18 protein-coding genes are annotated in these 19943 nt (G+C 43.8%); 12 read left to right on the top strand and 6 right to left on the bottom strand.

Going from position 1 to position 19943, the window contains the following annotated elements:
* Nucleotides 1-23: 23 nt before the first annotated feature.
* Nucleotides 24-2777 carry a cation-transporting P-type ATPase gene (locus tag H6F74_RS18625; RefSeq protein ID WP_190443685.1) on the bottom strand — a complete coding sequence of 918 codons (2754 nt, stop codon included), beginning with the start codon at nucleotides 2775-2777 and terminating at the stop codon, nucleotides 24-26.
* A 445-nt stretch (nucleotides 2778-3222) separates the two neighbouring features.
* Between H6F74_RS18625 and H6F74_RS18630 the strand changes: the two genes are divergently transcribed.
* The 3 genes from H6F74_RS18630 (at nucleotide 3223) to H6F74_RS18640 (ending at nucleotide 6292) form a co-directional block, all read left to right on the top strand.
* The gene (locus tag H6F74_RS18630; protein WP_190443686.1) at nucleotides 3223-5286 is read left to right on the top strand and encodes a cation:proton antiporter; all 2064 of its coding nucleotides are present in this window, start codon (nucleotides 3223-3225) and stop codon (nucleotides 5284-5286) included.
* Between the two features lie 158 nt (nucleotides 5287-5444).
* Entirely contained in the window at nucleotides 5445-6044 is a 600-nt protein-coding gene (locus H6F74_RS18635; protein WP_190443687.1) for a CAP domain-containing protein, read from the top strand.
* 74 nt (nucleotides 6045-6118) lie between these two features.
* A complete protein-coding gene (locus H6F74_RS18640) occupies nucleotides 6119-6292 on the top strand; it encodes a short-chain dehydrogenase (RefSeq protein WP_190443688.1) in 174 nt (57 codons plus the stop codon).
* A gap of 88 nt (nucleotides 6293-6380) precedes the next feature.
* Here H6F74_RS18640 and H6F74_RS18645 read toward each other — a convergent pair whose 3' ends face one another.
* The 3 genes from H6F74_RS18645 to H6F74_RS18655 form a co-directional block, all read right to left on the bottom strand.
* Nucleotides 6381-6740 carry a hypothetical protein gene (locus tag H6F74_RS18645; protein WP_190443689.1) on the bottom strand — a complete coding sequence of 120 codons (360 nt, stop codon included), beginning with the start codon at nucleotides 6738-6740 and terminating at the stop codon, nucleotides 6381-6383.
* A gap of 357 nt (nucleotides 6741-7097) precedes the next feature.
* Nucleotides 7098-7274, bottom strand: coding sequence for a hypothetical protein (locus H6F74_RS18650; RefSeq protein ID WP_190443690.1), 177 nt, complete (start codon nucleotides 7272-7274; stop codon nucleotides 7098-7100).
* Nucleotides 7275-7295: 21 nt separating this feature from the next.
* Nucleotides 7296-7535 carry a hypothetical protein gene (locus H6F74_RS18655; RefSeq protein WP_190443691.1) on the bottom strand — a complete coding sequence of 80 codons (240 nt, stop codon included), beginning with the start codon at nucleotides 7533-7535 and terminating at the stop codon, nucleotides 7296-7298.
* Nucleotides 7536-7766: 231 nt separating this feature from the next.
* Here H6F74_RS18655 and H6F74_RS18660 point away from each other — a divergent pair, with 231 nt between their 5' ends.
* The 3 genes from H6F74_RS18660 to H6F74_RS18670 all read left to right on the top strand — a co-directional run bounded on the left by H6F74_RS18660 (nucleotide 7767) and on the right by H6F74_RS18670 (nucleotide 10762).
* Nucleotides 7767-7904, top strand: coding sequence for a hypothetical protein (locus tag H6F74_RS18660; protein ID WP_190443692.1), 138 nt, complete (start codon nucleotides 7767-7769; stop codon nucleotides 7902-7904).
* A gap of 72 nt (nucleotides 7905-7976) precedes the next feature.
* Nucleotides 7977-9353 (top strand): glycoside hydrolase 100 family protein, encoded by a 1377-nt coding sequence (locus tag H6F74_RS18665; RefSeq protein WP_190443693.1) that lies wholly within the window; start codon nucleotides 7977-7979, stop codon nucleotides 9351-9353.
* Nucleotides 9350-10762 carry a hypothetical protein gene (locus H6F74_RS18670; RefSeq protein WP_190443694.1) on the top strand — a complete coding sequence of 471 codons (1413 nt, stop codon included), beginning with the start codon at nucleotides 9350-9352 and terminating at the stop codon, nucleotides 10760-10762. Before H6F74_RS18665 ends, H6F74_RS18670 begins: the two co-directional genes overlap by 4 nt.
* Before the next feature lie 184 nt (nucleotides 10763-10946).
* Here H6F74_RS18670 and H6F74_RS18675 read toward each other — a convergent pair whose 3' ends face one another.
* Nucleotides 10947-11336 carry a hypothetical protein gene (locus tag H6F74_RS18675; protein ID WP_190443695.1) on the bottom strand — a complete coding sequence of 130 codons (390 nt, stop codon included), beginning with the start codon at nucleotides 11334-11336 and terminating at the stop codon, nucleotides 10947-10949.
* 187 nt (nucleotides 11337-11523) lie between these two features.
* On the opposite strand from H6F74_RS18675, the gene rppA reads away from it, so the two are divergent.
* From rppA to H6F74_RS18700, 5 genes are all read left to right on the top strand, one after another.
* On the top strand, nucleotides 11524-12207 hold the full coding sequence (gene rppA, locus H6F74_RS18680; RefSeq protein WP_190443696.1) for a two-component system response regulator RppA: 684 nt from the start codon (nucleotides 11524-11526) through the stop codon (nucleotides 12205-12207).
* A gap of 144 nt (nucleotides 12208-12351) precedes the next feature.
* Nucleotides 12352-13635 (top strand): HAMP domain-containing sensor histidine kinase, encoded by a 1284-nt coding sequence (locus H6F74_RS18685; protein WP_190443697.1) that lies wholly within the window; start codon nucleotides 12352-12354, stop codon nucleotides 13633-13635.
* A 176-nt stretch (nucleotides 13636-13811) separates the two neighbouring features.
* Nucleotides 13812-14699 carry a hypothetical protein gene (locus H6F74_RS18690; RefSeq protein WP_190443698.1) on the top strand — a complete coding sequence of 296 codons (888 nt, stop codon included), beginning with the start codon at nucleotides 13812-13814 and terminating at the stop codon, nucleotides 14697-14699.
* Between the two features lie 52 nt (nucleotides 14700-14751).
* Nucleotides 14752-16110 (top strand): amino acid permease, encoded by a 1359-nt coding sequence (locus H6F74_RS18695; protein WP_190443699.1) that lies wholly within the window; start codon nucleotides 14752-14754, stop codon nucleotides 16108-16110.
* Nucleotides 16111-16263: 153 nt separating this feature from the next.
* Nucleotides 16264-16944: a methyltransferase domain-containing protein gene (locus H6F74_RS18700; protein ID WP_190443700.1), complete on the top strand. Its 681-nt coding sequence runs from the start codon at nucleotides 16264-16266 to the stop codon at nucleotides 16942-16944.
* Nucleotides 16945-17095: 151 nt separating this feature from the next.
* On the opposite strand, the gene H6F74_RS18705 is transcribed toward H6F74_RS18700, so the two are convergent.
* On the bottom strand, nucleotides 17096-17866 hold the full coding sequence (locus H6F74_RS18705) for an amino acid ABC transporter ATP-binding protein (protein WP_190443701.1): 771 nt from the start codon (nucleotides 17864-17866) through the stop codon (nucleotides 17096-17098).
* A gap of 114 nt (nucleotides 17867-17980) precedes the next feature.
* On the opposite strand from H6F74_RS18705, the gene H6F74_RS18710 reads away from it, so the two are divergent.
* The gene (locus H6F74_RS18710; protein WP_190443702.1) at nucleotides 17981-19483 is read left to right on the top strand and encodes an ABC transporter permease subunit; all 1503 of its coding nucleotides are present in this window, start codon (nucleotides 17981-17983) and stop codon (nucleotides 19481-19483) included.
* Nucleotides 19484-19943: the final 460 nt, after the last annotated feature.

A 19943-nucleotide genomic window follows, 5' to 3' on the forward strand; every position in this document is an offset into this window, starting at 1 on the left:
TTAAGGCGCAGCATTTGGGTGACTTAGTTAGGAGGGTCAAAGCGATTAACTAAGGAGGCTACTGCAATCATTGGCAAACCCACCAACAGGCAAATTAACCATTGATTTAAGTTCAGTGGTGCTGTATAGAATAAGTTATTCATCAGGCTCCACTGACTGAAGATTATCTGCAAAATTACAGTGCAGACAATACCAATAAGAATAGCTGGAGCATCGCTAATTCGTTGAATTCTTCCACTGATTTTATCAATGATAGAGCTTCCGAGTTTGCTAATGCTTAATAGATAAAAGATTCTACCAGCTACTAAAGCTTGGATTGCCATCGTGCGGGCTAAAGCGAGGTTTCCTGTAGTTTGTCGTATCCATTCAAATACGCCAAAAATAACAATCCAGTTAAAGGCAGATATTACCAGGATTCGCTGTAATAAAAGACGCGAAAGCAAGGGTTCATTGGGGTGGCGCGGGGGTTGTTGCATCACCCGCCCAGATGGAGGCTCAAAAGCTAAGGGAACAGTCATGGTGATGGAATTCACCATATTTAGCCAGAGAACTTGTAAAGATAAAATCGGCAATTCTCTAGCTAATAACACGCTGAGCAAAATCGTCATCGATTCCCCGCCATTTACTGGAAGAATGAAAGCGATCGCTTTCATTAGATTGCGGTAAACTGTACGACCTTCCTCAACAGCAGCTTCTATCGAGGCAAAGTTATCATCAGTCAAGATCATGTCAGCGGCTTCTTTCGCCACCTCAGTACCAGCACCCCCCATTGCAATTCCAATATCTGCTTGTTTGAGTGCGGGTGCATCGTTGACACCATCCCCCGTCATGGCGACAACTTCACCTTTGGATTGTAAGGCTTCAACGAGACGAAGTTTCTGTTCTGGGGCGACACGGGCAAACACGGCTCCATCTTCTACCGCATTTGCTAATTCTTGTTCATTCATTTGGGTGAGTTCTTGTCCGGTGAAAGCCAGAACTTCCCCATCTTTGTTAAATCCCATGCGAGAAGCGATCGCTTGTGCGGTGACTGCATGATCGCCGGTAATCATCTTTACCTGAATACCCGCTTGTTGACAGGCTTGCACGGCTTTTATAGCTTCGCTTCGAGGCGGATCGATCATGCCTTGCAATCCGATGAAAATCAGATTATTTTCAATATCTGTATGCTCTAAGGAATTCTGATTAACATCGACATTCTTCTTAGCAAAAGCCAGCACCCGTAACCCCTCGCTTGCCATTGCATCAACTTCCTGATGCACGGTATTTTTATCAACAGGTGTAAGATTTCCTCGTCCATCCAACATCTGCCCTGAGCGATTAAGAATTGCTTCTACTGAACCTTTAACATAGACAATTTTTGATTTTTGATTTTGACTTTTGGAGTGGTGAACCTCCCCAGCTTCCTTATGTAAGGTTGCCATGTACTGGAACTCTGACTCAAACGGGATAACATCCAATCTGGGCATTTCCCGTTCTAAATTTTCCTCAGAAAATCCTACTTTGTTAGCAACAGCAATTAATGCTCCCTCAGTTGGATCGCCAATAACACTCCATTGCCCATCCTTTATTTCTAGGCGCGAATCATTGCACAAAATTCCAGCCTTTAAACATTCCTGAAGCACAGGAATATTCTTTAAATTAACTGGCTTTTCATGTAAGAAAATTTCCCCTTCTGGAACATACCCACCACCGCTGACGGTATAATTCTCACCTCCTGTATAAATAGCTTGAACCGTCATTTGATTTTCAGTTAGAGTGCCAGTTTTGTCAGAACAAATGACTGTAGCACCGCCCAAAGTTTCCACCGCAGGTAACTTGCGGACGATCGCATGACGGCGAGCCATGCGGGAAACGCCAATCGCCAGCGTCACTGTCACAACTGCTGGTAATCCTTCAGGAATCGCACTCACAGCCAAGGCTACGGCAGCTTCAAACATTGCCACCCACGAGTTGCCGTACCCCAGCCCTACCACAAACGTTAGTGTAGCTATCCCCAGAATGATGTACAGTAATTTTCGACTGAATTTATCAAATTTGCGGGTTAACGGAGTTGTTAGATTCGTTCCTCGATCCATTAACTGGGAAATGCGCCCGGTTTCTGTCGTCTCTCCAATAGCAACCACAATACCGCGTCCGGTGCCAAATGTTACAAAGCTGCCAGCATAAGCCATGTTGGTTCGCTCTGCCAGAGGTGCGTCTTTCTGAATTGGTTGAGTGTCTTTTTCAACAGCAACTGACTCGCCTGTGAGGGCTGATTCATTGATTTGCAAGTTACGTGCTTGTACTAGACGCAAATCGGCTGGCACTTTGTCCCCAGAGGTGAGTAGTACAATATCGCCTGGTACTAATTCAGTAGAAGGAACTTGTACTTTTGATGAGTTGCGGATGATATTTGTGTCTGTTTTTACTGAGGAAGCTAAGGCAGCGATCGCGCTCTCGGCTTTGGATTCCTGAACAAAACCAATGATGGCGTTAATTAGCGTTACGCCCCAAATCACCCAAGCATTTACCCACTCTCCCAAGAATGCTTTAATCGCACCAGCAATTAGCAAAATGTAGAGCAGCGGTTGATTAAACTGCAAAAGAAATCGCACCAAAGGGCTTTTCCCGGCTTTACCTTTGAGTTCGTTAGAGCCAAACTGTTCCTGTCTCTTTGCTACTTCAGCAGATGTTAAACCTGTTTCTAAATTACTGTTTAACTCACTACTAATTTCCGGCGCAGGCAAATGGTGCCACTGTTGTTCCAGCCGTTTTTCTTTGGCTATTGCTGTCATATTGTTTGCTCCAAGATGCTTGCCCTAGCAGTTTAATGAAAAATTACACTGCTAGGGCTTAGTGCCTACTTATGAATATACCCAGATTTTTACATCTTGGCAAAGAAATATGACGACAAAATGACAGCAATGCTGCAAATCCAATTTAAGCAAGTTAGGGTAGGGATTAGTTCAGGCAAGTAGATGGATCTAATTATTTGTAGGCATGAGTTTGTTGGGTGCGGTTCCCAGGGCCCAACCTAGAGCAGATGTTAAGTTTAATTATGTCTACCTATATAGTTAATTTCTATACAATCAATCAATCTAACCTCAGATGTAAATTTTGCGGTAAGACTTTTGGTAATCTGGATGTTTGTTGTTGCAAAAAATTAGTCCCAGAGAGATGTTCATAATCTAACTTTGTATAGATGACAAGTGTTGTAAGTAAAAATTAATTAGAAAAATTATGGGAAATATTTTGCTCAACTTGGAAAACTGGCGGCGATCGCTTACTGAGTTTTTGACTCCCTCAGTGTTCTCTGGCCCGATCACCGATCCGGTTCCAGTTTTCCTGACCATTATGGCGATTATGCTAGTTGCACCGCTATTATTTGAGCGGATGAAACTACCTGGAATTGTCGGCTTAATCATCGCCGGAGTGGTTGTAGGGCCGTATGGATTAGGTGTTTTAGAACGTGATAGCACCATCATTTTATTAGGCACAGTCGGGTTGCTATTTCTTATGTTTATGGCTGGACTAGAAACCAGCCTGGACGATTTGAAATACAACGCAGATAAAGCAGCCATATTTGGAATAGCAACCTTTGCTTTGCCGATGGTATTGGGTACAGCTGCCATGCTGCTTCTGGGATACAGTTTTTTAGCAGCAATATTGGTTGCTTCTTGTTTTGCTTCCCATACACTTTTGGCATTGCCAGTAGTTACAAAATTGGGAATTATGCGAACTCAGGTTGTGACTGCAACTTTGGGAGGAACTTTAATTACTAATGTGTTAGCGCTTCTGGTTCTAGCCGTTGTTGTTAAAGCTCACCAAGGCAGCCTCAACCTTAGTTTTTGGCTATTTCTGATTCCGGCTTTAACCATTTATACCTTTGCAACTTTATGGGGAGTTCCTAAAATTGGTCGTTGGTTTTTCCGGCGTTTTGGTCACGATGAAGGGGCAGAATTTACTTTTGTATTAGCAACTTTATTTGTGGTATCTTATGCGGCTGAATTAATTGATATTGAGCCGATTATCGGGGCATTTTTGGCGGGAATTGCGATTACTCAAATCATTCCCCAACTTAGTCCGCTGATGAATCGAATTCAGTTTATTGGTAATACCTTGTTTGTGCCATTTTTCCTGATTTCGGTAGGGATGTTGATTAATCCAGGAATATTAATTAGCGAACCGCGATCGCTATTAGTAGCCGCAGTAATGATTTTGGCGGAAATAGTTAGTAAATTTGCCGCAGCTTGGGGATCTGGTAAAATTTTTGGCTTCAAGTTTCCCGGAGTTATGGTAATGTTTGGTCTTTCCGTTGCCCAAGCTGCATCGACTTTAGCAGCGATTACGGTAGCTTACCAAATTAAATTGGTGGATCAGGTCACGGTTAATGGCATTATTGCCATGATTTTGTTTACCTGTATTGCTTCGCCTTGGGTTACTGCCCGTTGGGGGCGAGATATGAAGCCAGAGGTAGCAAGTCCGGCTAGCGGAGGAAAACAGCAGTTAGGCGATCGCATTTTAGTTCCCGTAGCTAACCCCAACACTGAAGATAATCTATTGCAACTTGCTCTGATTTTAACTAAAAATGCTGGGGGAACTTTACTACCGCTTCACATTTTAACTGACAATCTGGGGCCAATTTCAGCTGATGCCAAAGCGCAGCAAATCCAGTTATTAGCGGCGGCAGAAACTATTGCTCATGCTTCTGTAACCTCAGTTGAGCCAATTGGTAGAGTGGATGACTCAGTTGATAAGGGAATTCTACGAGCTGCCCAAGAGCGTAATGCTAATTTAATCGTTTGTGGTTGGAAAGGGTATTCTAACTATCGGGATAATTTCTTCGGCGGTGTAATTGATAATGTGGTGCGTCGAGCAACAGTGTCAGTGTTAGTCGCCCGATTTTCCCATCCAATTGAGAATACAAAACGGGTATTTTTAGCATTCACTGAAAGAGAAACATTATCCTCGCAATTTGGGCAAGCAGAGAAGCTGGCACGAACTCTTTCGGTCGAACTAAAAGCATCACTGCAACTGTTACAGGTGGCGACAACTTTCGGGCGTTCCTCAAATTCAGAAGTAACTGGATTTGGCCCCGAAGTTCCAGTTGTGCGAGTGCAGGGAAACTTTGTGGGAAAGGTTTCTCGAATGCTGGAAACGGATGATTTATTGATATTAACTGGTGGGAGCCATCCTGATAGATTTGGTTTGCCAGCCGTGGGAATTGCGCCTGAAGCGATCGCGCGTAGTCGTGCAGATATTTCTATGTTAGTTATCCACTTTCCGCGCCAGCCAATAGGATAACTTTTAAGAAGCAGTATTTTGCCACTTATGGAGAATATTTAATACTATCAAAGCTGAAAAAATAAATGCGGTAGTTGCAAAATATTATCTACCATGTAATTAAGGAGAATGCTTTCCATAAGCGCGATCGCTTATTTCAACGGTAGTTAACAAAGAGTATGCCTGCCAACAGTTTGAGTGTGAAAATAATTCGTCAGCAACTAGGTTTGATATCCGGCGCGTTCATCGCTTTAATTGTGGCAGGGTGCGAACCTGTCACAGATTTTTTACCGCGCTTACCTGGGCAGGATGTACCCGAAAAACCGCAATTACCCAACAGCGTAGCTCAATCACCTGCCACTGCACGGGATGAAGCGCAAGTCCGTCAGCGCATCAACGAAATTCGTCAGCAAAATGGCTTGAATCAACTTAAAAATAACGAAAAATTAGCACAAGTTGCACGCAACTACAGCCAGCAAATGGCTCGTGAAAACTTCTTCAGCCACGTTAGTCCGAGGGGGAGTACCTTGTCTCAACGGGTGCGTGCTGGGGGAATTTTTTACTGGGTAGTGGGCGAGAATCTGTTTAAGAGTACCAACGCTCCCCAACCAGTGCCGTTAGCAGTGAAAGGCTGGATGGATAGCCCCGGACATTGTGCGAATATTCTGCGTTCAGAATACGCTGAGACTGGTATCGGGGTTTGGCGGGAAGGTAACACTTATTACATTACGCAATTGTTTATGCGATCGCAGTTTTCCCCAAAAGATTTATTTAATTAGTCCTCAAGTACGTTCAAGCAAGGATTGTACTTTTGAAAAAAAATTTCACATGAGATGAGGCGCTAAATAGTCCCGTGCTAGAGAATCCTGAAGATGTAGCACAGGCAATTTGGAAGGCAGTGAAGCATCAACGGTCTGATGTACTTGTTGGCACAACTAAACTATCGAAAGCAGCTTATCAATTGTTGTCCGGCTTGATGAAGTTGATATTCCGGCGCGTCTTTGGGATGAAAGAACGCCACTTTTGACCAGCCATTATTGAATGAAGATAAAGGAGTGACAAAAAAAATAGGCAAATTTTTCATTGCCTATTTTTTCTGGTGATGCCGCTTTATGTTAGCTGAAAGGTTTGCTATTTTGGGGACAATAATCAGAGCAACCGATCGCTTTTTCAGTGAGAACAGCAGAAGGGTGTATAGCACACTTTAGGTAATGGTTGTTTGAATAAAATTGGCATTTCTTACACGGAGCTTGATGTAAGCGCTTTATGTTAACAGCAATTTCATCTCGTGCAGCAATTCCAATTTTTGACAGCATAAAATAAAGAACTGCCCAGCCTACGACAAAGCCAATGGGACTCCAAAATATAAAATCTGGCGGGTTGACCAAATCGGGTTGTGTCTCATTGACTCTTTCTTCACTCAATGTTGCTTCATTAAGTGCTGCATATTCTTTTAAAAATTCATTATGATACATATCTTTTACCTCTGGTAAAAAGCCCCTAAAAAATGATTTATGTCCATTGCGATTTTGTCCACCCTATTCCCAGAAATCGACTTCAAATTGACGATGGGTGGAAGCTTTAGTTAGACAAAATTCCTGTGCCTTCCTCAAGATTGACTACTCAGAAGGTCACTATTAGAAGTTTACCCAAATATAATTAGTGCTATCTCTATCGATAGATTGACTTAAAATTCAGAGTTATGGGATTTTGGATTTTAGAGGGGTTTCACGTAGAGACGCGATCGCGCTTGTCTATACCCTTTACCCGACATTGGGATTTATTGAAATGAATTAAAAATTAATATCATAATTGTGGTGATAAAAATATCACTATAGTTTAAGAGTAGCTATGTCTTCTAAAGAAAGTTCTAAAAGCATCCCCATCTGCTGATTAATTGCGTTTAAGCAAGCCTTTAAACCAGCGGCAAATTCGTAGGAACTCAGCATCCGATTACCGAGGTAAGTCTTATCCGCATAACCAGCAATGCAACCATACCGCTGATTCAAAAATTTTTAAGCTTGAAAAGCCTAATCAGCAGGTTGTAGGTCATATAGCTGGGAAACTGAGGAAATTTGGTCTTTAGCGCCCTTTTGCTCGTCAAATAACGGATTTTCTGGCTCATTTGGCGGCGTAGTTTCATCAACTTGGGGTTGAGCGATCGCGATCGCACCCGGAACTTCAGTCAAAATAACCGATGTAAAGACAGCTAAGTAGACATTTATAATCGTTCCATTGATGGCTGGGAAATTCCCAAACAAGACAGACATCTTTCCATTTCTCCTCACAAGGATTGTCCCAGTTTAGAACGACTCTTAACTCTAACTATTGGCATAGTTACTCAGTAACATTCAAAGGAGGCGTTCCTCCATTAGCAAGATGCGATCGCCTCTTAAATGTTTTACCGTAAACTCTAATATTACGCTTCAGTTGAAAGTAATAAAATTTGAACTTAAGCCTTATTTTTCAACAATAAAGAAAAGACGCATCAGAAAGATCCCGTGAAAACAAGAACAAACCCAGGCGGGTTATTATTGGGGTTCCTACTGGCTATAGTCCTCCCCGACATAGCACAGCAGCCGGAGCAACAAAGGATAGAACGAGTAGAGGGTTATCTAGCAACGCTGGAACACCTTTAATTTAGCTGTCAGGCATTTTTCCTGGGATGCTTACGGTATTGTTTTCCACTATAAAAAAAGGCTAGGTAATTGATGAATACCAACGAACTATTAAAAGAAGCTTGGGAAAGACTTGAAAAGTCTATTGTTTATTATGATGGTCGTCCCATTGGCACGATAGCCGCCAACGATACTGAGTCGGAGGCGCTAAATTACGATCAGTGTTTTGTTCGGGATTTTGTCTCCTCAGCGCTGGCTTTTTTGATTGCCGGAAAGCCGGAAATTGTCCGCAATTTTTTGCTGGCAACTTTAGCTTTGCAGAGTCACGAACCGCAAATGGACTCTTTTAAACCAGGTCCAGGATTGATGCCAGCTAGTTTCAAAGTTGAGACAAGAAAAAATGGCGAATATTATTTAACTGCTGATTTTGGGGAAGATGCGATCGCTAGAGTTCCGCCTGTTGATTCCTGCTTGTGGTGGATTCTCTTATTACGTGCTTATGTGAAAGCCACAGGCGATATTTCTTTTGCTCATCAACCTGAATTCCAAGAAGGAATCAGATTGATTTTGGAACTTTGTTTAGTGCATCGGTTTGCGATGTACCCAACGATGTTGGTTCCCGATGGAGCTTTTATGATTGACCGCCGTATGGGTGTCTACGAACATCCTTTAGAAATCCAGGTGCTGTTTTATGCAGCTTTACGTGCGGCTGGTGAACTGCTCCTACCAAATGATTGCAATAATTCCTGCATCCATAGTCTTAATCAGCGGTTGCAAACCCTTACTTATCATGTTCGAGAATATTATTGGCTTGACCTCAAGCGCTTAAATGAAATTTATCGCTACAAGGGCGATGAGTTTGGTAAAAAAGTGGCAAATAGATTTAATATTTATGCCCAATCTATTCCTGGCTGGTTAACTGAATGGCTACCACAAACTGGAGGTTATCTAGCAGGTAATCTTGGGCCTGGAAGGATGGATTTTCGTTTTTTTGCTCTGGGAAACCTGATGGCAATTGTCACCTCTCTAGCCAGCGAAAAGGAATCGCAAAGCATTATGAATTTAATCGAGCAACGTTGGGACGATCTGGTAGGATATATGCCAATGAAAATCTGTTTCCCCGCGGTAGACGGTGAGGAGTGGCGAATCATCACGGGTTGCGATCCTAAAAATACACCTTGGTCATATCATAATGGCGGTAATTGGCCTGTTTTACTTTGTTTCCTAACTGCGGCGGCTCTGAAAACGGGTAGGATAGAACTTGCTCAGAAAGCCTTTGATATTGCCCAAAATCGCTTAAGTCAGGATCGGTGGCCGGAATATTACGATAGCAAGAATGCTCGATTGATTGGGAAGGAATCAAAGAATTATCAAACGTGGACTATTGCAGGTTTTTTAGTTGCGAATAACCTACTAGAGAACCCTTCTCATTTAGCCTTACTTAGTTTTGATGAATCACTTAAATCATGACAACGAAATTGGCTGTAACTAAGCCCGATAAAACTCAGAATCGCTGGCTGGGAAAATTAATCGCCATCATTGCCTTGGTAAACTTCTGCTTTGTCGTATTTGACCTAAGCTATGTATCCTGGCGCGATTTTTATCTTCACCACTGGACAAGTATTACCCAAGTTTACGACCCGATCAAAGGTATTGAACCGCACCGAGAAACGCAAAACTATCTCAACAAGGTGGATGAACTTGAAAAACAAGTTTTGCAAAATGGATTGCAGTCGTCTCCGGTAGAAAACTTATTACAGGAATTGCGTACCCTCAGCAATGAAATGATTGAGGATAATCCGTTTGCGGTGGCGAATAAAAGTGGCATTTTGGAAAAGATTAAAAATCAGATACGCGATCGCGTTCACATAAAGTCCTCCCATAAAGCCTTTGCCTCGTTTTGGAGTCAAGAATATCTATCCCAAGCAGGTTGGCAACAAGAACTGAATTTTTTCAATACCAAAACTCGTCCCCTAATTCAGACTAACTACTATCGCAATATTGGAACAAATGGCAAATTTATTGATAATTTCTGGCAGATTGACTTGCCGTTTGTTATTGTATTTGCTCTAGACTTTCTGATTCGGACTTTTTCTATCAGTCGCCGTTCTGCTGGGTTAAATTGGTTTAAAGCAATGCTGCGGCGATGGTATGATATTTTCTCCTTGCTTCCCTTTTTGCGGTGGCTACGAGTAATTCCTGTAACACTTCGCCTTCACCAAGCTGATTTATTAAACTTAGAGCTTGTAAGAAGAGAAATTAATCATGATTTGGTTGCTAATTTTGCTGAGGAAATGACTGAAATTGTAGGCATCCGATTAATTGCTCAGATGCAAGAGTCAATTGGGCGGGGTGATGTTGCACGCTGGCTATTGCATCCGGAAACTCACCGCCCTTATATTCAGGTAAATAATACAGATGAGGTGAAAGCGATCGCTACCCGTCTAGTAAATCTCAGCGTCTATGACGTTCTACCCCAAATCCAGCCTGACATAGAAGCATTAGTGCATCACACTCTTAAAAGTACCCTAAATCAATCCCCAGTTTACCAACAACTTCAAAATATCCCTGGTCTGAATCAACTTCCTACTCAGTTTACTGAGAGATTGGCGAAAGATTTATCTCAGTCAACATACAGTAATCTTAAAAAAGCTCTTGAAGATCCAGTTGTGGGAGAACTATCCAGCCGTCTTCTCAAAAATTTTCGGGATGCTTTAGAGAAGGAGTTACAGAAAAAGCATAACCTTCAAGAAATTCAATCCTTACTTGTAGATATGTTAGAAGAAATCAAAATTAACTACGTTAGAGGAATTGCCGAAGCTGGAGTTGAAAAAATATTAGAAGAAGCAGATCATCTGCATCAAATTATTCATCATTAGGCGTGCGTAGACACAGACAACAAAACTTGTGGGTGTGTATAGCAATCCTAGCCTCTAGCTAGGAACGAGTATCCTACTAGCTATTTTTGTCTCCCTGTCGGGGAATTCACTCTTAATACAATACTTCTCGGTTAGGAAAAACTGTAGGTTAGGTTGAGCGATCGCTCAACCTAACCTACTTGACTTAGTATTTCACTTGATAACGCACTAGCTTCCTAACATCTTCACGAGATAATTTTAGTTCTTGAGAAATCTTCGTTTCTACCCCGCTTAGGTCTGTCACCGGAAACTCGAATTCCAACTTTTTGAGTGCAGAATCTGTGGTTTTTACCTGTACTCTGGTAAACCCTTCACTCTTTTTAATGTCAGCTTTGATTACTAGCACTGTTACCGAAAGCTGTACCTCTAGTTGTGTATCAGCTTGCAGCTTGTCTACTGTCCCGTAGGGACGACTCAATACCTTGTCTGTCAATATCCCACCCCCAACCCAAAAGGCAATTCCCAACAAGGGTAAAGGCAACCAAAATTCTAGCCCTAAAGAATGCAATTTTTGTAACCAGCGGGGCGAGGACATGGGGAGAGGGGATAGGGGGCGAGAGGTGAAAAAGTAAAAGAAAAAGAATATTCACCGAAAACAGTTTGTTTTCTTGTGCGTTTGCTTAAATTATGACTGGTGGAAGACGTACTGAGGTCATAAATTTCTTTACCCTGAACAACATAGTAGGTGATTCTTTTTCACAGACTTTTCACTAAAACTCTTTATGAAAATCTTATTGGTAGAAGACGACCCGGCACAATTAGAACCGCTACACGCTGCTTTGTTGCAAGCCGGACATATTGTTGATGGTATTGAAGATGGGGAAATTGCCCAATGGCTGCTGTCTCAAAAAGACTATGACTTGTTAATCTTAGACTGGATGTTACCGAAAGTTAGTGGGTTGAGCCTTTGTCGCCAGTATCGGCGCTTAGGTAAAACCGCACCTGTGCTGATGCTAACTGCCAAAGACACCACGCCAGATAAAGTTACGGGTTTAGATGCTGGTGCCGATGACTATCTAGTTAAACCCACAGATATTGTAGAACTGTTGGCGCGGGTGCGGGCATTGGGAAGGCGATCGCCACTTTGGCAAGGAGATATCCTTCGCATGGAAGATTTACAGCTGCACTTGAATAGCCTGAAAGTGGAACGAGAACAGACAACTGTCCAATTATCAGCCCGCGAGTTTCAGTTGCTAGAGTACCTGCTACGTCACCCTCATCAAATCTTAACTCGCGACCAGATTGAACAAGCTTTATGGGAGTGGGGTACAGAACCGGAAAGCAACGCTGTAACCACCCTAGTCCGCAGGCTGCGGCAACGCTTGCAGTTAGTTGGTGCAGCCGACTGGATTGAAACAGTATATGGTATGGGCTATCGTATCAATTCTTCTGGAAGTAAAAAATGAAGGGGCTTGGGCTGGGGACTAGGGACTAGGGACTAGGGACTAGGGACTAGGTAAGACTTTTTCCCAATCCCCAATCCCCAATTCCCAATTCCCAATTCCCAATCCCCAATCCCCAGTCCCCAATCCCCAATCCCCTCATTTTTCATGTTTGGTCGTAGCCGTCGCAATTTGGCTCGTTGGTTCACCCTATCAATGGGGAGTATTTTGGTTGTCTTTGCGGGAGTGGTTTACTATCTGGAAGTTACAGATACGCTCTTAGCTCTGGATCAATTACTTTACAAACAAACTAAAGTGATGGCAGCCAGCGTGAATTATGAGCGTCGCGATGGTAAGTGGGAGGTAGATTTAGAAAATATGCCGCTGTTGGGAAATAACCTACAGCCGCAGGATAGTGAACTGGTGTATGCGCGTTGGTACGATGTTAAAGGGCAACTGGTGCAATTTTTTGGCATACCTCCCACAAAGCAGCTGACACTGACATCTGGATTTGAAACAATCAAAATCGCTAACGACAAGACGCTGGGAATAGTTACTAAATCCTGGCTGCGTCAGGTAACGCTACCCGTTTACAAGAAAGGTGTATTAATTGGTTATCTCCAGGTTGCAACTGGGCTATTGTCCACTCAAGCTAAGCTGGATAATTTTCGGCTATTTTTAACGCTGGCGGTTCCTGTCACCTTGGGGATAATTAGCCTTGCTGGTTGGTTTTTGGGGGGACTGGCGATGCGACCGATTCGCCAGACTTATGACCAACTACAACGCTTCACAGCGAATGCTTCTCATGAGTTGCGGACACCTTTGGCGGCGATTTTGACCAATGCACAAGTCGGGTTGCTGTCTGATGATAATTCACAGCAACGTCTTCGGTTACAGAAGGTTGTTGATGTTACTAAATCAATGAGTTCTCTGGTTAGTAATCTGCTGTTTTTGGCTCGTAATGATGGGTCATTGTCCCCTGAATGCGTGAAAGAGATTAATCTAACTATTTTGCTACAGGATCTAGCAGACAACTATGCAACGCAAGCCGCAGCACAAAATCTCAGTTTCGTTACTAATTTGCTGACTAAAAGTGTGGAGGTGCAAGCCGATGCAGATTTGTTACGTCAGGCGGTGATGAACCTGCTGAGTAATGCTTGTAAATATACTGCGGCTGGTGGTCAAGTTGAATTGCAACTGTTTACGCGATCGCGTCTGGCTATTATTCAAGTTTCCGACACTGGGATTGGAATTTCCCCTGCGGATTTGCCCCATATTTTTGAACGGTTTTATCGGGCGGATAGCGATCGTCGCGCTAAAGGCGGTTTTGGTTTGGGGTTAGCGATCGCTCAACAAATTGTCGCAGCACACAAGGGCAGGATCTATGTCTCCAGTGTAGTCGGGCAAGGGTCAACTTTTCAAATCGAACTGCCGCTCAAATTAAATTCCTAATCCTCTGTCACTTTCTAGTCACATTTGTTTTTAACACTTAAAAATAGCAGGAATTGGAGATTGCCTACCCAATCAGGAACGCGAGGGTGCTGGTTTCTCTAGCAATTTTCCCTCACGTTCCTGATTGGTTAAGGTTTTTTTAACACAGTTTTGTTTCAGGATTCACTAAAAGTATTATGTTTTTCAGACGCACTGCTTCCGTAATCAGTCTCGCAGTAGCTGTTGTTGGTAGTGGTTTTGCAGCTTTAGCTGAAACTAGCGATTTCACCCCACAGACGGATGCGATCGCTACCTCACCCGCTGAAAATCTAGAAGCGATCGCACCGCTCAAATCTGACCAAGATCCGAATTTTGTTGAACAAAAAGTTGATTCTGTTGCCAAAACTCAGGCAGAATTACCAGAGAATATGCAAGAATTCACTGCATCAGCAGAGTCTAACAAAGCTCAAGTTGACATTGCTCTGAATCCTGAACAAACAGCAATAAAGGCTGATAATGTTGTAAAACCAGAGCAAATTGTAGACAAAACGGTTCTCAATTCCGCATCAGCTCTTAGGGCTGAACCAACAAAGTCTCAAATCCCAGAAGCCACCAATAATAATGAAACGGCTGCTCCTGAAGTCGCTCAAGTTAATGTAACACCGGGTAGAGCTACACGCTCTGGGCCTAGTTATATTGGGGTGGCTGGTAACATCGGTTTTGGCGGCGATACTACTTTAAGTGAAGGTGCCTTTGCTGTCATTAGCAAAATAGGAATTACCAGAACTTTGTCTTTGCGTCCCGCTGCTTTGATCGGCGATGATGTAATGTTTTTGATTCCCGTAACTGTCGATTTTCCGACTCAAGGAGTGCAAGAAACTAGATTTAGTATAGCCCCTTATGTTGGCGGCGGTGTGGCAATTTCTACTGGTGACGATAGCACCATTGGCGCACTAATTACTGGTGGTGTAGATGTTCCGCTATCATCACAATTTACCGCGACGGCTGCCGTGAATGTCGGTTTTGTTGATGAAACAGAGGTGGGACTTTTAGTAGGAGTTGGTTACACTTTCTCCGGATTGTAAAGCGAGTTTCATTTGAAAAAACGATCGCTCTTTAAGGATGATAGTGCCATTTATGAGCAGACGTGCGAACTATAGCTCGACAAATCAAGCCTTAGTAATGAGCAATGCAGCTTCCCCCAAGCCAACGCTGGCATTTGTAGACGCGATCGCCCTAATTGTGGGCATCGTCATCGGTGCAGGAATTTTCGAGACACCAGCCCTTGTTGCTGCCAATGCGGGTAGTGCAGGATTCGCCCTTTTGCTTTGGTTATTGGGCGGCGGAATGTCCTTAGTTGGCGCTTTGTGCTACGCAGAGTTGGCAACGGCGTATCCGCACGCAGGTGGCAATTACTATTATCTGATGCGTGCCTTCGGCAAAAACCTTGCCTTCCTATTTGCTTGGGCGCGGATGACAGTGATTCAAACAGGTTCAATTGCGCTTTTGGCGTTCGTGTTTGGGGATTATGCTTCCCAGTTATTTCGACTAGGTGATTATTCCCCATCACTTTACGCAGCGATCGCAGTTGCCAGTTTGACAGGTTTAAACATCATCGGCGTTCAGCAAGGAAAGTGGGCGCAGAATTTGCTTTCAGTCGCCAAAATCCTCGGCTTACTCTTAGTTATAGTCGTCGGACTCACTTCTGCTGGAAATCCCGTTACTGAGGTTCCTGCTGCATCGACATCCCAAACAAATTGGGGCTTAGCGATGATTTTCGTGCTGTTGTCTTATGGCGGCTGGAACGAAGCAGCTTATATTTCGGCAGAGTTGCAGAATCTCAGACGCAACATGGTGCGATCGCTACTTTGGAGTATCGGCATCATCGCGGCGATATACTTAGCGATCAACTTCGCTTACATCAGAGGGTTAGGACTGGCGGGAATGGCAAATTCCGAAGCCGTAGCAGCAGATTTGATGCGTAATGCGGTTGGCGAACCCGGTGCTAGGTTTATCAGCTTACTAATTGCTGTTTCTACCTTGGGTGCTATCAACGCCACGATTTTTACAGGTGCGCGTACTAACTACGCACTAGGAAAGGACTTTGGGCTGTTCGCCTTCCTGGGAACCTGGAAAAGTCGCACCAACACCCCGACTAATGCAATGTTAGTGCAGGGCGCGATCGCTTTAGCCTTAGTCTTACTTGGCACCCAGACACGTGAAGGCTTTAAGACAATGGTAGACTACACCGCTCCCGTCTTCTGGTTCTTCTTCCTGCTGACAGGTGTATCTCTGTTAGTTTTACGGGCGCGGGAACCAAGTATAAATCGACCGTTTCACGTCCCTTTCTATCCCGTAACGCCCATACTTTTTTGCCTGATCTGCGCTTATTTACTTTATTCCAGTCTTGCCTATACAGGTATTGGGGCGCTTGTAGGCGTAGCGGTAGTGATAGCAGGTGTACCGATGTTGCTGTGGAATCGGTGGCGGCATTAGAACGGCAAAAATCTATTTACCCCTGTAGAAGAAACATTGAAGTTTCTCCTCTCTTGCTCTATAGCGTCTTTGCGGTTCATCCCTCCTCAAAATACTTCCCCTTTCCCCAAAATGCCAGCAGTTTTTGACATAACTTAAACGGAGAAAAATCCTATGCAACTACAACAAATCACAAGGTTATTAATTGCAAGTGTGAGTATTGTCAGCTTGGGCATTGCAGGTTGTAGCCAACAACGAGAATTCGATGCACAAGCCCAACCCACTGTTCAAGCCCAACCCACTGTTCAAGCCCAACCCACTGTTCAAGCCCAAGCACCTGCTCCCAGCCCTCAAACCCAAGAACGTGCCGCAGATGTACCATTTGTACCCACGCCAAATGAAGTTGTATCCGAAATGCTAAAAGTAGGGAAAGTCAAAGGTGATGATGTACTCTACGATCTCGGTAGTGGCGATGGGAGAATTGTGATTACCGCAGCAAAACAATTCGGCACTCGTGGCACTGGCATAGACATTAATCCAGAGCTGGTTCAGCAAAGTAAAGACAATGCCCAAAAAGCGGGTGTAGCTGACCGCGTGCGATTTTTACAGCAAGACCTTTTTCAAACTAATTTGAGCGATGCAACAGTAGTGACGCTCTATCTGCTTCCTGATATCAACGTGAAACTTCGGCCCAAGCTGTTAAAAGAACTCAAACCAGGCACTCGCATTGTTTCTCATGACTTCGACATGGGGGAATGGAAACCTGAGCGTGTGGTACAAGTGCAAGGCCCTGCTCGTCAGCACACAATTTACTACTGGACTGTACCTGAGAATATCCCGGAAAATTTGCGCTAAGGCTGTGGCCCGGGGTAACAATTTAACAATGTTTAGAAAGCCCACCATTGCTGAAATTAGTAGGCAATGGTGGGCAAAACAGAATAAGTTTAGATTAGGTGAAACCCAACCCAACATGAGCATTTGTTAGTTTCTTAATTACGCTGGTGTCTTAATTTGATAAATTCTCAGCGAAATTCATGCGGCTCAAGAAAGTACGCAAGCGATCGCTTTTTGGCTGAGTCAAAACTGCCCTCGCTGAACCTTGTTCCGCTACACAACCTCGATCCATAAAGAATACTCGATGCGCCACATCGCGGGCAAACTGCATCTCGTGCGTCACCACCACCATCGTCATTCCTTCTTCTGCAAGCTGCTGTATCACCAGCAGCACTTCCCCGACCAATTCCGGATCGAGGGCGCTAGTCGGTTCATCAAATAGCATAATCTGGGGGTTCATACACAAACTGCGAGCGATCGCTACTCGTTGCTTTTGTCCTCCAGAAAGCTGTTCTGGATAAGCCTTTGCTTTCTCCACCAAACCAACTTTCTCTAAATAAAATCGAGCCTGCTCCTCAATCTGGGAGCCAGATTTACCTAACACCAAACGCGGAGCCAGCATCAAATTTTCCAACACGCTCAAATGAGGAAACAGATTAAACTGCTGAAAAACCATCCCCACCTGCGCCCGTAGTCTCCGCAATTGCTTTTGATTGAGTTTCGGACGCGACAAATCTATCCCATTGACAACTAAACGCCCGCGGTTAATCGTCTCCAGACGGTTGAAGCAGCGCAACAGCGTACTCTTACCACAACCACTTGAGCCGATTATCGCCACCACTTCTCCCCGGTGGATTTCACCGCTAATTCCTTGTAAGACTTTGAGAGAACCAAAGCTTTTCTCAATGCCTTCAAAGATAATTGCCGGGGTGGAATCCTCCATAGCTTTTTCTGGTGTAATTGTAATTATTAAATTATATTAGGGTACGGAATTTTTGTAAGATTTAGCAAATCGACTTCGCGTCATTAGTAGAAATTGCACTCTCAGGTAAGGCAAATGCACAGATTCATTCAGTCACGTTGGCGACGCCAAGGTTTAGTTTTTGGCTTGAGTTGTCTGCTGATTTTGGGCATTTTTCTGTTGAGTGCCAGTTTCGCCAAAGCAAAAACAACGCTTAAAGTCGCAGTAGAGCCTACATATCCGCCGTTTGAGTTGCTGGGGGAAAACAACGAGCTAGACGGTTTTGATGTAGATTTGTTTAAAGCGATCGCGCAAGCGTCTGATTTCGAGATTGCATTTGTAACGATGCAATTTGACGGGATGATTCCAGCTTTGCAGGCGAAAACAGTGGATGCAGCGATCGCAGCCATGACGATCACCGCCGAACGTCAGAAAGTGGTAGATTTTTCCCGTCCTTATTTCAGATCCGGGTTAGCGATCGCCATCAAAGCTGACAACACAGAAATTACTTCCCTAGAAAGTCTCCAAAACAAGAAGGTAGCTGTACAAATCGGCACCACTGGCGCAGCCCAAGCAGCAAAAATCCCTGGTGCTAAAATAAGCACCTTTGATTCTTCACCGTTAGTGCTTCAAGAATTAATCAACGGGAATGTAGATGCCGCCATTAATGATGCTGCCGTAACTCTCTACGCCATCAAAGAAAACAACCTCAAGTCAATCAAAATTATCAATCAACTGCTCACAGAAGAATACTATGGCATCCCTACCCCTAAAGGTTCTCCCTATTTAGATGACATCAACAAAGGGCTGACAATTATCTTAGGGAATGGCACATACAATCGCCTTTATCGGAAGTGGTTTAATGCCGAAGCCCCGCCACTTCCAGAAACCCTTAACTTTGATAAATCAACAACTCCCCTAAAAGCTACCAACGTCATCTTAAACGCAATGCCCTACTTATTGCAGGGAGTTTTTGTGACGCTATATCTAACAGCATTCTCCGTCTTTTTAGGAATGGTTGGCGGTTCACTTTTAGGAATTGCCCGCCTCTCAACCATAGCGCCCCTGCGTTGGGCAACCAGAGCCTATATTGACTTTTTCCGGGGAACGCCTTTGCTGGTGCAGATTTTCATGATTTACTTTGGCATACCTGCCCTCATGCAAAGCTTTGGCATCAATTTCAATTTGGGAAGACTAACAGCATCAGTGATAGCGCTGAGTCTCAATAGCAGCGCATATATTGCTGAAATTGTCCGCGCAGGTATCCAGTCTATTGACATCGGGCAATCAGAAGCCGCCCAGTCGCTGGGGTTGGGAAGAGTGGAAACAATGCGCTATGTAATCTTTCCCCAAGCCTTGCGGCGGATGCTACCCCCCTTGGGCAACGAGTTTATCACTCTACTCAAAGACACTAGCTTAGTAGCGGTGATTGGATTTGAGGAATTATTCCAACAAGGGCGATTAATTGTGGCAAATAACTATCGCGCCTTTGAAATTTACGCTGCCGTTGCTTTAATTTATTTGGCATTAACATTACTTTCCTCACGCACTTTTAGTTTCTTAGAACGTTCGATGAATCCAGTTAAAGCTGCTAAATAGTTAAGCATAGTTCGTATTTACTACAAATTGATTGCCGCAATCCGAAAGGCCTTACAAAAGTGCGATACCTCTGTAGGGACATGGCAATGCCATGTCCCTATCAAGGTTGATACAACGTCAGAACCGCGATATATTCCACCCAACTGAGAAACGCTAAATTTTAGTAAAAGTGACCCAAAAACGCTAATTTGTTGGGCAAAATAATGCCTGTTATAAAAAATAAATTTTGATTCGGTGAATTTTAAGAACCCAGCATTTTAGAGGATATTTTAAAAGTCTCACTGGCTGCATCAATCCGTACTAAATCCCCCTTGAAAAGAGGGACTTTGAGGCTGTTTACCCTTAAACCCACATTCCGCACCCGCAACTGGCACATAGACAGCGGCTCCAAGCGTAGAAGAGAATCCCCAACTAAACTATTGAGTATTTATACTTAATAGTTATCCGGAAAATCAGAGCG

The sequence above is a fragment of the Trichocoleus sp. FACHB-90 genome, from assembly GCF_014695505.1.
Classification (GTDB): Bacteria; Cyanobacteriota; Cyanobacteriia; order Cyanobacteriales; family FACHB-T130; genus Funiculus; species Funiculus sociatus.

Excerpts from the sequence above, each read along its gene's own strand:
- H6F74_RS18625 (WP_190443685.1), bottom strand. The coding sequence starts at position 2,777 with ATGACAGCAATAGCCAAAGAAAAACGGCTGGAACAACAGTGGCACCAT.
- H6F74_RS18630 (WP_190443686.1), top strand. The coding sequence starts at position 3,223 with ATGGGAAATATTTTGCTCAACTTGGAAAACTGGCGGCGATCGCTTACT.
- H6F74_RS18635 (WP_190443687.1), top strand. The coding sequence starts at position 5,445 with ATGCCTGCCAACAGTTTGAGTGTGAAAATAATTCGTCAGCAACTAGGT.
- H6F74_RS18645 (WP_190443689.1), bottom strand. The coding sequence starts at position 6,740 with ATGTATCATAATGAATTTTTAAAAGAATATGCAGCACTTAATGAAGCA.
- H6F74_RS18655 (WP_190443691.1), bottom strand. The coding sequence starts at position 7,535 with ATGTCTGTCTTGTTTGGGAATTTCCCAGCCATCAATGGAACGATTATA.
- H6F74_RS18665 (WP_190443693.1), top strand. The coding sequence starts at position 7,977 with ATGAATACCAACGAACTATTAAAAGAAGCTTGGGAAAGACTTGAAAAG.
- H6F74_RS18670 (WP_190443694.1), top strand. The coding sequence starts at position 9,350 with ATGACAACGAAATTGGCTGTAACTAAGCCCGATAAAACTCAGAATCGC.
- H6F74_RS18675 (WP_190443695.1), bottom strand. The coding sequence starts at position 11,336 with ATGTCCTCGCCCCGCTGGTTACAAAAATTGCATTCTTTAGGGCTAGAA.
- rppA (WP_190443696.1), top strand. The coding sequence starts at position 11,524 with ATGAAAATCTTATTGGTAGAAGACGACCCGGCACAATTAGAACCGCTA.
- H6F74_RS18685 (WP_190443697.1), top strand. The coding sequence starts at position 12,352 with ATGTTTGGTCGTAGCCGTCGCAATTTGGCTCGTTGGTTCACCCTATCA.
- H6F74_RS18690 (WP_190443698.1), top strand. The coding sequence starts at position 13,812 with ATGTTTTTCAGACGCACTGCTTCCGTAATCAGTCTCGCAGTAGCTGTT.
- H6F74_RS18695 (WP_190443699.1), top strand. The coding sequence starts at position 14,752 with ATGAGCAGACGTGCGAACTATAGCTCGACAAATCAAGCCTTAGTAATG.
- H6F74_RS18700 (WP_190443700.1), top strand. The coding sequence starts at position 16,264 with ATGCAACTACAACAAATCACAAGGTTATTAATTGCAAGTGTGAGTATT.
- H6F74_RS18705 (WP_190443701.1), bottom strand. The coding sequence starts at position 17,866 with ATGGAGGATTCCACCCCGGCAATTATCTTTGAAGGCATTGAGAAAAGC.
- H6F74_RS18710 (WP_190443702.1), top strand. The coding sequence starts at position 17,981 with ATGCACAGATTCATTCAGTCACGTTGGCGACGCCAAGGTTTAGTTTTT.